General features: G+C 63.7%; 9 protein-coding genes. All 9 read left to right on the top strand.

What is annotated here, in order from left to right; genetic code table 11:
* Positions 1 to 6: 6 nt before the first annotated feature.
* Complete coding sequence (locus tag ASD58_RS13270) at positions 7 to 1,893, top strand: glycoside hydrolase family 97 protein (RefSeq protein WP_057261638.1); 1,887 nt, start codon at positions 7 to 9, stop codon at positions 1,891 to 1,893.
* Positions 1,894 to 1,906: 13 nt separating this feature from the next.
* The gene (locus tag ASD58_RS13265; protein WP_057261637.1) at positions 1,907 to 3,436 is read left to right on the top strand and encodes an alpha-N-arabinofuranosidase; all 1,530 of its coding nucleotides are present in this window, start codon (positions 1,907 to 1,909) and stop codon (positions 3,434 to 3,436) included.
* 1 nt (position 3,437) lies between these two features.
* Positions 3,438 to 4,979 (top strand): glycoside hydrolase family 43 protein, encoded by a 1,542-nt coding sequence (locus ASD58_RS13260; RefSeq protein WP_082565393.1) that lies wholly within the window; start codon positions 3,438 to 3,440, stop codon positions 4,977 to 4,979.
* A 2-nt stretch (positions 4,980 to 4,981) separates the two neighbouring features.
* Positions 4,982 to 5,992 carry an arabinan endo-1,5-alpha-L-arabinosidase gene (locus ASD58_RS13255; protein WP_057261636.1) on the top strand — a complete coding sequence of 337 codons (1,011 nt, stop codon included), beginning with the start codon at positions 4,982 to 4,984 and terminating at the stop codon, positions 5,990 to 5,992.
* A complete protein-coding gene (locus ASD58_RS13250; protein WP_057261635.1) occupies positions 5,989 to 8,367 on the top strand; it encodes a glycoside hydrolase family 127 protein in 2,379 nt (792 codons plus the stop codon). The genes ASD58_RS13255 and ASD58_RS13250 overlap by 4 nt, the downstream gene beginning before the upstream one ends.
* 89 nt (positions 8,368 to 8,456) lie before the next feature.
* Positions 8,457 to 9,419, top strand: coding sequence for an ABC transporter substrate-binding protein (locus ASD58_RS13245; protein WP_057261634.1), 963 nt, complete (start codon positions 8,457 to 8,459; stop codon positions 9,417 to 9,419).
* Positions 9,419 to 10,960, top strand: a complete 1,542-nt coding sequence (locus ASD58_RS13240; RefSeq protein WP_057261633.1) for a sugar ABC transporter ATP-binding protein — start codon at positions 9,419 to 9,421, stop codon at positions 10,958 to 10,960. The genes ASD58_RS13245 and ASD58_RS13240 overlap by 1 nt, the downstream gene beginning before the upstream one ends.
* Entirely contained in the window at positions 10,957 to 11,982 is a 1,026-nt protein-coding gene (locus ASD58_RS13235; protein WP_057261632.1) for an ABC transporter permease, read from the top strand. Before ASD58_RS13240 ends, ASD58_RS13235 begins: the two co-directional genes overlap by 4 nt.
* On the top strand, positions 11,979 to 12,932 hold the full coding sequence (gene yjfF, locus ASD58_RS13230; protein WP_057261631.1) for a galactofuranose ABC transporter, permease protein YjfF: 954 nt from the start codon (positions 11,979 to 11,981) through the stop codon (positions 12,930 to 12,932). Before ASD58_RS13235 ends, yjfF begins: the two co-directional genes overlap by 4 nt.
* The last annotated feature ends 10 nt before the right edge of the window (positions 12,933 to 12,942 follow it).

Here is a 12,942-nt window from a genome sequence, read left to right as displayed (position 1 = left end):
ACCACGATGAAGCTTGCCCAGGTATTGACAATTCCTGCGCTGCTGGTGGCTGGCCAGGCGTGCGCATTCGCGCACGACATCACCAGCCCGGACAAGCAGGTAAAGGTGCAGTTCGAGCTTTCACCGCGCGGCGAGCCGACCTATGCGGTCGCTCGCGCAGGACAGCCCGTGCTGCTCACATCCCATCTTGGCCTGCGCCTGCAGTCTGCCGACCTGACGCGCGGCCTGCGCCTGTTGTCGGCCGGAGAAACGCAACGCGTCGCCGACGACTACACGCTGGCCACCGGCAAGCGCCGCAACAACCACTACGAAGCCAGCGAACGTCGCTTCGCCTTGCGCGACAAGCAGGGCCGCAAGCTCGATATCGTTTTCCGCGTCTCCAACGACGGTGTGGCCTTCCGCTATGAAACCGCCGGCGGGACCGTGCGCAGCGAAGCCACCAGCTTCGCCTTCCCGAGCGCGGCACGGGCCTGGCTGCAGCCGATGTCGGTCGCACAGACCGGCTGGGCCAACACCAATCCATCCTACGAAGAGTACTACCAGGCAGACATTGCAGTCGGCACGCCATCACCGCTGCCCAGCGGCTGGGTGTTCCCGGCGCTGTTCCGCAGCGGCGACAACTGGGTCGCGCTGACCGAAGCGGGCATGGACGGTAGCTGGCACGCCTCGCGCCTGCAGGCGAAGTCGCCGGGTGGCGAATACCGTATCGGCGGCCCGACTGCTCCGGAAGCATTCCCCGGTGGTGCGCTGATGGGCAATGGCGCCCGTTCGCCATGGCGCGTGCTGGCGCTTGGCCCGCTGGCCACCGTGATGCAGTCCTCGCTCGGCACCGACCTGGCCGCACCCGCAATCCCGTTCGACCCGGCGCTGGTGAAGCCGGGACATGCGTCATGGAGCTGGGCAATCATGAAGGACGATGCCACCGTCTTCGACGTACAGAAGAAGTTCATCGATTACGCGGTACAGATGCATTGGGATTACACCCTGGTCGATGCGGACTGGGACCGCAAGATCGGCTACGAGCGCATGCGCGAACTGGCGCAGTACGCGACAGGGAAGGGTATCGGCCTGCTGGCCTGGTATAACTCCTCAGGGAGCTGGAACAAGACCGAATACTCGCCCAAGGGCAAGTTGCTGACGCATGATGCGCGCCGTGCAGAATTTGCACGCTTGCGTGAGATGGGCATCAAGGGAGTGAAAATCGACTTCTTTGGCGGCGATGGCCAATCCTTCATTGCCTATTACATCGACATCCTGAAGGACGCAGCCGAAGCGGGCTTGCTGGTCAACTTCCATGGCGCCACGTTGCCGCGCGGCTGGAGCCGCACCTATCCCAACCTGATGACGGCGGAAGCGGTGCGCGGCTTCGAGTTTTCCACGTTCGAGCAGGGCTGGCAGGACAAAGTTGCCACGCATGCCGCCATGGTGCCGTTCGCGCGCAACCTGTTCGACCCGATGGACTTTACGCCAATGGCTTTCGGTGACATTCCCAAGATCAAGCGCGCCACACGCAATGGCTTCGAACTGGCGGAGGCGGTGCTGTTCACTTCCGGCATCCAGCACTTCGCTGAAATCCCCGAAGGCATGGCGACTGCGCCGGCATATGTGCAGGACCTGCTGCGCGAATTGCCGCGCAGTTGGGACGATGTACGCTTTGTCGATGGCGTACCGGCGCGCTACCTGGTGCTGGCGCGCCGCGCCGGCGACACCTGGTACGTGGCCGGTTTCAACGCGCAGGACAGCGCGCAGGAAGCGTCGGTCGACCTTGGCGCAGGCACCCTGGTGACCGATGGCGCCGGCGAGCGCGAATTCAGCCAGCGGCCCACCGTCGCCGGCAAGCAGAAAATCACGATGCAGCCACACGGCGGCTTCGTTGCGGTATTCAAACAATAATCAAGGAGATGCTATGAAGAAGACGTTGATCGCTTTGGCCCTGCTCAGCGCAGGCCTTGCACAAGCTGCCACCACAGTAAACATCGATACCGCCAAGCCTGGCCCGGTCATCAACAAGGACGTCTACGGCCAGTTCGCCGAACACCTTGGCACCGGCATTTACGGCGGCATGTGGGTGGGCCCGAAATCAAGGATTCCGAATACGCGCGGCTGGCGTAACGACGTGATCGGCGCGCTGAAAAAGCTGCACGTGCCGCTGGTGCGTTGGCCGGGCGGCTGCTTCGCCGACGAATATCACTGGCGCGAAGGCATCGGTCCGCGCAACAAACGCCCGGTGAAGATCAACACCATGTGGGGCGGCGTGGACGAAGACAATGCGGTCGGCACCCATGAATTCTTCGACCTGGTCGAACAACTGGGCGCGGACGCCTACGTAAACGGCAACCTGGGCACCGGTTCGCCGCAGGAAATGGCGGAGTGGCTGGAATACATGACCTCCGATAACAAGTCCACCCTGCCTGAATTGCGCCGCAAGAATGGCCGCGACAAGCCGTTCAAGGTAGCCTATTTCGCCGTCGGCAATGAAGCCTGGGGCTGCGGCGGCAATATGAAGCCGGAGTACTACTCGAACCTGTACCGCCAGAGCGCCACTTTCCTCAAGACGCCGCCGGCAGGCCGTCCGAAGTTCGTCGCCAGCGGCGGCAACGACAACGACACCACCTGGACCGATGAATTGAGCAAGTCGGCCAAGAACATGACGGACGGTATCAGCTTCCACTACTACACCATCCCGACCGGCAAGTGGGAAGTGAAGGGCGCCGCGACCGGCTTCCCGGCCAATGAATGGTTCTCGACCCTGCAAGCGACAATGCGCATGGAAGACCATATCCGCAACAACGTCGCGATCCTGGACAAGAACGACCCGGAGAAGAAACTGGGCTTCTACGTCGACGAATGGGGCACCTGGTATGACGTGGAGAAGGGTACCAACGCAGGCTTCCTGTACCAGCAGAACACCCTGCGCGATGCCGTGGTGGCAGCGCTGAACTTCAACATCTTCCACGATCACGCCGACCGCGTGCGCATGACGAACATCGCTCAGATGGTCAATGTGCTGCAAGCCATGGTGTTGACGGACAACGAGAAGATGCTGCTGACCCCGACCTACCATGCCTACGAAATGTACGTGCCGTTCCAGGGAGCGACCACGTTGCCGCTGTCGCTGGAAGGTAACCGCAAGTATGGTTCCGGCGACAAGAGCATCCCGCAGGTGAGCGCTTCGGCTGCTCGCGGCAAGGATGGCAAGGTGTACGTGGCGCTGGTGAATACCAACCCGGGCGATGCGGAAGAAGTGAGCATTGCAGGTGTAGCGGGTGGCAAGGCAAGTGCGCGCGTGTTGACCGCAAATGAAATGGATGCGCACAATACCTTCGCCAAGCCGGATGCCGTTAAACCAGTGCCGATCGCAGTTCAGTCGAACGGTGGCAAGCTGACCGTGAAGATGCCTGCCAAGTCGGTTGTTGTCGTGGCAATCGGGGACTGAGATGGAAAATATCTCCGTGCAACGCCGTGTTCTGCTGCGTTCTGCGGCAGCTGGCGCGGTGCTGGCAACGGTCGGTGGTTGCGGCGGCGGCGGTGGCGGCGGGTCGTCTACCACGTCGGCGCCTGTCGTTACTCCGCCGGTCACCCCGCCGGTGGTGCCGCCCACCACCACGGTCGCCTTCACCAACGTATCGGTGCATGACCCGTCGGTGATCAAATCGGCCGATACTTACTATGTGTTCGGGTCCCACCTGGCGGCGGCCAAAACCACCGACTGGATGAACTGGACCAAGATAGCCGATGGCGTCAATGCCAGCAACCCGCTGTTCAACAACGTCACCGTTGCCTTGTCCGAGGCCTTGACCTGGGCGCAGACGGATACCTTGTGGGCACCCGATGTCGCCAGGCTGGATGACGGCAAGTACTACATGTACTACTGCGCTTGCAAAGGCGATTCGCCGCGCTCCGCCCTTGGCGTGGCGGTGGCAGACAAGGTGGATGGCCCATACGTCAACAAGCAGCTCTTGCTGAAGTCGGGCATGTGGGGCGAGATCAGCCCTGACGGCACGGTCTATGACGCCACCAGACATCCGAACGTGGTCGACCCGAACGTCTTCCGCGACAACAGCGGCAAGTTGTGGATGGTGTACGGCTCCTATTCGGGCGGCATCTTCATCATGGAGATGGATCCGGCGACCGGCCTGCAGAAACCGGGGCAGGGCTACGGCAAGCACCTGATGGGGGGCAACCATGCGCGCATCGAAGGCGCTTATATCCTGTATAGCCCCGACAGCAAGTACTACTACCTGTTCGTGTCGTTCGGCGGCCTGGATGCCAACGGCGGCTATAACATCCGCCTGGCGCGTTCCCTGAACCCGGACGGGCCTTACGTGGATGCCGCCGGCACCGACATGGCGACCGTCATGGCCAACCCCGCGCTGCCGCTGTTCGACGACGCCACCATCGCCCCGCACGGCCAGAAGCTGATGGGCAACCACCAGTACGCGCTGACGAGCGGCGAGAGCGGCACTGCGCTGGGCTACGTGTCGCCTGGCCATAACTCGGCCTACTACGATGCGGCTGCAGGCAAGTACTTCCTGGTCTTCCATACCCGCTTCCCGGGCCAGGGCGAGGCGCATGAGGTGCGCGTGCATGAAATGTTCATCAATGCCGATGGCTGGCTGGTCGTTGCGCCGTTCCGCTATGCGCCGCTGTCGAAGAACGCCACCGCCTTGTCGGCAGAAGTAACGGCGGCCGATGTTGCGGGCACCTACAAGGCGATCAACCACGGCAAGGATATTTCGGCGGTCGTCAAGCAATCGCAGGTCCTTACCCTGGCTGCCGGTGGCGCCGTGGGCGGTGCGCTGGCCGGAACCTGGACCCATCAAGGCGGCAACAAGGTCAGCATCGTGCTGTCCGACGGTACGACCTACAATGGTGTTTTGTCGCGCCAGTGGAATACCAATGCCAACGCCTTCGTGGTGACCTTCACCGCGCAGTCGAAAGCCGGCGTTTCGCTCTGGGGCGCGAGGACGGGGAACTGAAAATGAGGAAGTGGATCTTGGGCGCCGGCTTGCTGCTGGCGCAGTTGGCGCAATTGGCGCAAGGGAGCCAGGTGAGCGTGCATGACCCGGTGATGGCGAAGCAGGGCGATACCTATTACCTGTATTCGACCGGGCCGGGCATCAGCTTCTACAGCTCGAAGGATATGCGGGTCTGGCGGCCGGAAGGCCGTATCTTCCCCGGTCACCCCGCCGCTGCCGCCAAGGCGGCGCCGGGCTTTGATGACCATGTGTGGGCGCCCGACATCCAGCATCACAACGGCAAATACCTGCTGTACTACTCCGTTTCGGCATTCGGCAAGAACACGTCGGCGATCGGCGTGACGGTCAACAAGACGCTGGACCCGCGTTCGCCCGACTACAAATGGGAAGACCAGGGCATCGTAGTGCAGTCGGTGCCGGGCCGCGACATCTGGAATGCTATTGATTCGAATGTCGTGGAAGACGAAAAGGGCACCGGCTGGATGGCGTTCGGCTCGTTCTGGGGCGGCATCAAGCTGGTCAAGCTGAACGAGGCCTGGACGCGTCCGGCCGAACCGCAGGTCTGGCGTACCATCGCGGCCCGCGAGCGCCCGGCCTTCGTGAAGGACGACAGCGGTGGCCCGGCGGAGATCGAGGCGCCCTTCATCTTCCGTAAGAATGGCTGGTACTACCTGTTCGCCTCATGGGGTCTGTGTTGCCAGAAGGAGAAGAGCACCTATCACGTTGTCGTCGGCCGTTCGCGCTCGGTCACCGGACCATATCTCGACAAGGACGGCAAGGACATGGCGCTTGGCGGCGGCTCGCTGGTGGTGCAAGGCAATGCAAAGTGGAAGGCGCTCGGCCACAATAGTGCCTATACCTTCGACGGCAGGGACGTGATGGTGCTGCATGCCTACGAGACTGCAGACAAATACCTGCAGAAACTGAAGGTCATGGACATGCGTTGGGACAGCGCCGGCTGGCCGGTGGTCGACGCGGCGGACCTGGACAGCTATCAAAGCGTGCAGAAATGAGCGCGCTCTCGCTTGCCGGAACGTTGCGGTGCGGCCTTGCCGCGTTGCTGGCGGTCGGCGCAAGCGCAGCAGCATTCGCGCCAGGTGCGGCGAATGCCGCCGAATTATTCCCCCTGCAGGACGTTCGCCTCCTGCCCAGCCCTTTCCTGCAAGCCCAGGAAACAAACCGCCGCTACCTGCTGGAGCTTGATGCCGACCGCCTGCTGGCGCCATTTCGCCGCGAGGCCGGTCTGCCGTCGCCGAAACCATCCTACGGCAACTGGGAATCCAGCGGTCTCGATGGCCACATGGGCGGCCACTACCTCTCGGCCCTGTCGCTGATGTGGGCTGCGACCGGCGATGGCACGGTGCGAGAACGCCTCGACTACTTCGTGCAGGAGCTGAAAAAGGCGCAAGCGCCGGATGGCTACCTCGGCGGCATCCCTGGCGGCCGCGAGGCCTGGAACGACATCTCCAGGGGCCAGCTACAGGCCGATAATTTCTCGGTCAACGGCAAATGGGTCCCCTGGTACAACCTGCACAAGATCGCTGCCGGCCTGCGCGACGCCTGGCGCTACGCGGGCAATGAGGAAGCCCGGCAGATGCTGGTGAAGTTCGCCGGCTGGACGGTTACCATGACCAGTGCCCTGAGCGACGAGCAAATGCAGGCCATGCTGCGCGCAGAGCATGGCGGCATGAACGAAGTGCTGGCCGACGTCTACCAGCTGGCCGGCGACCAGCGCTACCTCACGGCAGCCAAACGCTTTTCGCACCAGGCCATCCTGCAGCCGCTGGCAGCTGGCCGCGACGAGCTGACCGGCCTTCATGCCAACACCCAGATACCGAAGGTGATCGGCTTCGAGCGCATCGCGGAACTGAGCGGCGAGCGGCAATGGTACGCGGCCGCCAGCTTCTTCTGGCGCACAGTGCACGACCACCGCACTGTCGCCATTGGCGGCAACAGCGTCAAGGAGCACTTCCACGACGACAAGGACTTCTCCTCGATGAGCAGCGAGGTGGAGGGGCCGGAAACCTGCAATACCTACAATATGCTCAAGCTCACCGAGCTGCTGTTCCAGCGCGATCCGAGCGCGGCATACGGCGACTATTACGAGCGCGCGTTGTACAACCATATCCTGTCTTCGCAGCGTCCTGAAAGCGGCGGCTTCGTCTACTTCACGCCGATGCGGCCCAACCACTACCGGGTTTATTCGGAAGTGGACAAGGGCATGTGGTGCTGCGTGGGCTCGGGCATCGAGAGCCACGCCAAATATGGTGAGTTCATCTACGCCCGCGATGGCGACGCCCTGCTGGTCAACCTGTTCATCCCTTCCCGGCTCGCATGGCGCGAAAAAGGCGTTGTGCTGACCCAATCGAACCGCTTCCCGGACCAGGCCAGCACCCGGCTGGCGATCGACAGCGGCGGCAGGTTCACGCTGAAGATTCGCTATCCGGGCTGGGTGGCCAAAGGCGCGCTGGCGGTGCGCGTGAACGGCAAGGCCGTGGCGGTGCATGCGGCACCAGGCGGCTACGTGGAACTGGCGCGAGAGTGGCGAAAAGGAGACACTGTCGACGTGCGCCTGCCGATGCGCACCACGCTTGAGCAGATGCCCGACAAGTCGAATTATTACGCCGTGCTGCACGGTCCTATCGTGCTGGCGGCGAAGACTGCGCCATTCCCCGGCGAGCGCCTGGACCTCATGGCCGACGCTTCGCGCATGGGCCATATCGCTCAGGGCCAAGTCTGCCCGCAGGAGGCGGCGCCGGTGTTTGTCAGCGACAGCAAGGACTTCCTCGACAGGTTCAAGCCGGTGCCGGGACAGCCGCTGACCTTCACGGCGCCGGGACTGGTGCAGGGGCCGGGCGCGAATTCAGTACGCTTCATTCCCTTCTTCCGCCTGCACGATTCGCGCTACATGATCTATTGGCAGCAGGCCACGCCGGCCGGCCTGGCGGAAATGCGGTCCAAGGCCGCAGCCGCCGAAGCCGAGCGCCTGGCGCTGGACGCGCGCACCGTCGACCAGGTGGCGCCTGGCGAGCAGCAGCCCGAGTCGGATCATTTGTTCAAAGGCGAGGGGGCCGATGCGGGCCTGAACGGCACGCGGCACTGGCGCCATGCCAGCGGGTGGTTCAGCTACCAGTTGAAAGACCGCGAAGGTGTCGCCCGCACGTTGCGCCTGACGTTTGCATCCGGCGATGCAGGCCGCACGTTTGACGTATTGCTGAACGGCCGCCTACTGCAGGAGGTCACCATTGAACGCAGGGGAGAGGCATTCTATGCCCTGGACCTTCCGTTGCCGGCCGGTTCAGCGCCCGACGGCAAGTTGGAAGTGAAGTTCGTCGCGCATGCCGGCTCGCTGGCCGGCGGCCTGTATGGCTTGCGCCTGCTGAGATAACAAAATCGATATGGATCCTGTAAAAAAATGAATTAGATCGGCATGGCGTAATCTCCTAATATTAATCTATAACAATTTTGGAGACCGGCATGACTGTCACCCGCAGGACTATTCTCGGCGGCGCGTTCGCCTTTGCTTTTGCTGCTTCGGGCAGCGTATTTGCGGCCAAGCCGCTGGTGATGGGCTTCTCCCAGGTGGGCGCCGAAAGCGAATGGCGCAGCGCCAATACGGCGTCGATCAAGGACGCTGCCAAGCAGGCCGGCGTCACTCTCAAGTTCGCAGACGCGCAGCAGAAACAGGAGAACCAGGTCAAGGCGATCCGCTCCTTCATCGCCCAGCGCGTGGACGTGATCGCATTCTCGCCGGTGGTGGAAACCGGCTGGGAGACCGTGCTGCGCGAAGCCAAGGCAGCCAGGATCCCGGTTATCCTGACCGACCGCGCCGTGAAGGTCGCGGACAAGTCCCTGTACGTGACCCTGATCGGTTCCGATTTCGTGGAAGAAGGCCGGCGTGCCGGCAAATGGCTGGCCGACTATGCGGCCAAGTCGAACAAGCCCGTTTTGAACGTGGTTGAACTGCAGGGTACCGTGGGTTCGGCGCCGGCGCTGGACCGCAAAGCCGGTTTCGAAGAAGCCATCAAGGGCAACGCCAAACTGAAGGTGATCCGCACCCAGACCGGCGAGTTCACCCGCGCCAAGGGCAAGGAGGTGATGGAAGCCTTCCTGAAAGCCCACGGCAAGGACATCAACGTGCTGTATGCGCACAACGACGATATGGCGATCGGCGCCATCCAGGCCATCGAAGAAGCGGGCCTGAAGCCGGGCAAGGACATCATCATCGTTTCCATCGACGGCGTGAAAGGCGCCTTCCAGGCCATGATCGCCGGTAAGTTGAACGTATCGGTTGAATGCAGCCCGCTGCTTGGCCCGCAACTGATGCAGGCGGCGCAGGATGTCGTCGCCGGCAAACCTGTGGCGCCGCGCATCGTGACTGAGGAGCGCGTGTTCCCGGCGGAAGTGGCGGCAAAAGAACTCCCTAACCGGAAATACTGATGGCTAACGCGGCGGCGCCGGTGCTGGAGCTGTCCGGCATCCATAAGTCATTCCCGGGCGTGAAGGCGCTGAGCGAGGCGGGGCTGCGGCTCTATCCTGGCGAAGTCCATACGCTGATGGGACAGAATGGGGCGGGCAAGTCGACCCTGATCAAAGTGTTGACCGGCGTGCATGCGCCGGACCAGGGCAGCATCACGCTGGCAGGCCGCGCGATCCATCCGCGTTCGACGCTGGAGGCGCAGGAACTGGGTATTTCCACGGTCTACCAGGAAGTGAACCTGTGTTCGAACTTGTCGGTGGCCGAGAACATCTTCATCGGCCGCTATCCGCGCAAGTGGGGCATGGTCGATTGGGCCGGGATGCGCACGCGTGCCGCAGCCTTGCTGCGCGAGCTGGAGATCGATATCGATGTGACGGCGCCTCTTTCGCGCTACCCGTTGGCGATCCAGCAGATGGTGGCGATTTCGCGCGCCTTGAACATTTCTTCGCGCGTGCTGGTGCTGGACGAACCCACTTCAAGCCTCGACGAGGCGGAAGTGCAGCTGCTGTTCCGCGTGCTGCGCCGCTTGCGCGGGCAAGGCATGGCGATCCTGTTCGTCACGCACTTCCTCGACCAGACCTACGCCATCTCGGACCGCATCACGGTGATGCGTAACGGCGAGCGGGAAGGGGAGTATGCCGCGGCCGATCTGTCGCGGCTGGCGCTGGTCAACAAGATGATCGGCAAGCCGGCCGATGCCTCCGATGGAACCGAGGGCGGCGCTGCCGTGGCAGGGCGCAGCGATGGCTCGCCTGATGCCGCAGCGGCGCGCGTGGTGCTCGAGACGCGCGGCCTGGGGCGCAAAGGCGTCCTGCAGCCGTTCGACATGCAGGTGCGCGAGGGCGAGGTGCTCGGCCTGGCCGGCCTGCTCGGTGCCGGCCGCACGGAGCTGGCGCGCTTGCTGTTCGGCGCCGACCGAGCCGACAAGGGCGATATCGCGATCGGCGACAAGGCTTACGGCACGTTTACCAATCCGCGCCAGGCGATTGCGGCCGGCATCGGCTTCTGCTCGGAAGACCGCAAGCTGGAAGGTGCGATCCTGTCGCTGTCCGTGCGCGAGAACCTGGTGCTGGCGCTGCAGGCGCGCCAGGGCATGCTGCGCGCCATCCCAATGCAACGCCAGCGCGAACTGGCGGAAGAATACGTCAGGGCGCTCGGGATCCGTACCGCCAGCATCGAGACGCCAATCGGCACGCTTTCCGGCGGCAACCAGCAGAAGGTGCTGCTGGCGCGCTGGCTGGCGACAGACCCGCGCTTGATGATCCTGGACGAACCAACGCGCGGCATCGATGTGCGCGCCAAGCAGGAAATCATGGATTACGTTACTACGCTGTGCAAGCGCGGCATGTCGCTGCTGTTCATTTCGTCGGAGCTGCCGGAGGTACTGCGCGTCAGTGACCGCATGATCGTCATGCGCGACCGCTCCGCCTGCGGCGAATACCAGCGCGGCGAGCTCGATGAAACCACTGTGCTGCATGCCATTGCAGGGGAGGCAGCATGACGCAGAATGCCGCCAACCTGGCCGGCACTGCGGCCCCGCAGCCCGCCGCAGCGAACGCCGCGCCGGCCATTGGAGCCCGCTTGCTGGCCCACCCGCTGGCGCGCCCCCTCGGTGCGCTGGTCGTCCTGTTGCTGGTCAACCTGTTCGCCGTGCCCGGCTTCTTCCACCTGGAAGTGAAAGATGGCCACCTGTACGGCGCCCTGGTGGACATCCTGAACCGCGCCGCACCCTTGATGCTGGCCGCTACCGGCATGACCATCGTCATTGCCATGCGCGGCATCGATATCTCGGTCGGCGCCGTGGTGGCGCTGGCGGCAGCCGTCGCCTGCACCATGGTTGCCGCCGAACAGCCGCTGTGGCTGGCCTTTGCCGCCGCACTGGGCGCCGCCCTGTTGTGCGGCGTCTGGAACGGGCTGCTGGTGGCCAGCCTCGGCCTGCAGCCCATCGTCGCAACCCTGGTCCTGATGGTTGCAGGACGCGGCCTCGCACAACTGGTCACCGACGGCCAGATCATCACCGTCTACCGCGACGACTTCTTCGTGCTGGGCAGCGGCTACCTGCTTGGGCTACCCGTGGCGCTGTACGTGGCGCTGGCGGTGGTGGCAGCCGTCGCGCTGGCGATGCGCAAGACTGCGCTCGGCCTGTTCACGCAGGCGGTCGGCGTCAACCCGGTGGCTGCGCGCCTGGCCGGGATTCGCGCCGGTGCCCTGATGTTTGCCAGCTACGCCTTCTGCGCCGTGTGCGCCGGCCTGGCAGGCCTGATCATCAGCTCCAACATCAAGAGCGCCGACGCCAATAACGCAGGCCTGCTGCTGGAACTGGACGCCATCCTGGCCGTCACGCTGGGCGGCACCTCGCTGGCCGGCGGAAAATTCAACCTCGCTGGCAGCGTGATCGGCGCGCTGATCATCCAGACCCTGACCTATACCGTCTATTCCCTCGGTGTGCCGCCGGAAGTCAACCTCGTCGTCAAGTCGCTGGTGGTGTTCGCGGTCTGCCTGTCGCAAAGGAGCAAGGCATGACGCGCGCCCCGTACTTCACTTCCCTCGTCACTGTCGGCCTGCTGCTGGTCCTGCTGGTGGCGGGCGGCATGGCCTATCCCGGCTTCCTGTCGCTGCAGGTGATGCTCAATCTCCTGATCGACAATGCCTTCCTGCTGGTGATCGCCATCGGCATGAGCTTTGTCATCCTGTCCGGCGGGATCGACCTGTCGGTCGGCTCCGTGCTGGCGCTCAGCACCATGGTGGCAGCGTGGCTGCTGCATGTTGCACACTGGCCGCCTGCAGCCGTCATGGCAGCGGTATTGCTGATGGGCGCAGCCTTCGGCGCCGGCATGGGAGCCTTGATCCACTTCTTCCGCCTGCAGCCCTTCATTGTGACGCTGGGCGGCATGTTCCTGGCGCGCGGCCTGTGCTACCTGATCAGCGTGAATTCGATCCCGATCGAAGACCCGGCCTTCGTCGCCATCTCGCAGGCACAGGTCGGCATCTTCGACGGCTTTGTCTCGCCGGGCGTGCTGATCGCGCTGGCGCTGCTGGCGGTGGCGATGGTCGTGGCGCACCTGACGCCCTTCGGCCGTGCCGTCTATGCAGTCGGCGGCAACGAACAATCGGCGCACATGATGGGCTTGCCGGTGGGCGCCACCAAGGTCGCCGTGTACGCCATCAGCGGTGGCTGCGCAGCGCTGGCCGGCCTGCTGTTCTCGTTCTACATGCTGTCCGGCTACGGCCAGCACGCGCAAGGCACCGAGCTTGACGCCATTGCTGCCGTGGTGATCGGCGGCACGCTGCTGACCGGCGGCTACGGCTATGTGGCCGGCGCGCTGACCGGGGTGTTGGTGCTGGGCGCGATCCAGACCCTGATCGTCTTCGACGGCACGCTCAGCTCGTGGTGGACCAAGATCGTGATCGGCGTCCTGCTGTTCGCGTTCTGCGCGCTGCAAAGGCTGCTGGCCTGGAAACAGAAAAACTAAAAGGAGACTG

This window comes from Duganella sp. Root1480D1, assembly GCF_001427305.1.
Lineage (GTDB): Bacteria > Pseudomonadota > Gammaproteobacteria > Burkholderiales > Burkholderiaceae_D > Rugamonas.
The sequence above is the reverse complement of the archived record's forward strand: the minus strand, read 5'-3'. Positions and strand labels throughout refer to the sequence as shown.

Bases quoted from the DNA above. Each gene is read 5' to 3' on its own strand.
- ASD58_RS13270 (WP_057261638.1), top strand. From the start codon at position 7: ATGAAGCTTGCCCAGGTATTGACAATTCCTGCGCTGCTGGTGGCTGGC.
- ASD58_RS13265 (WP_057261637.1), top strand. From the start codon at position 1,907: ATGAAGAAGACGTTGATCGCTTTGGCCCTGCTCAGCGCAGGCCTTGCA.
- ASD58_RS13260 (WP_082565393.1), top strand. From the start codon at position 3,438: ATGGAAAATATCTCCGTGCAACGCCGTGTTCTGCTGCGTTCTGCGGCA.
- ASD58_RS13255 (WP_057261636.1), top strand. From the start codon at position 4,982: ATGAGGAAGTGGATCTTGGGCGCCGGCTTGCTGCTGGCGCAGTTGGCG.
- ASD58_RS13250 (WP_057261635.1), top strand. From the start codon at position 5,989: ATGAGCGCGCTCTCGCTTGCCGGAACGTTGCGGTGCGGCCTTGCCGCG.
- ASD58_RS13245 (WP_057261634.1), top strand. From the start codon at position 8,457: ATGACTGTCACCCGCAGGACTATTCTCGGCGGCGCGTTCGCCTTTGCT.
- ASD58_RS13240 (WP_057261633.1), top strand. From the start codon at position 9,419: ATGGCTAACGCGGCGGCGCCGGTGCTGGAGCTGTCCGGCATCCATAAG.
- ASD58_RS13235 (WP_057261632.1), top strand. From the start codon at position 10,957: ATGACGCAGAATGCCGCCAACCTGGCCGGCACTGCGGCCCCGCAGCCC.
- yjfF (WP_057261631.1), top strand. From the start codon at position 11,979: ATGACGCGCGCCCCGTACTTCACTTCCCTCGTCACTGTCGGCCTGCTG.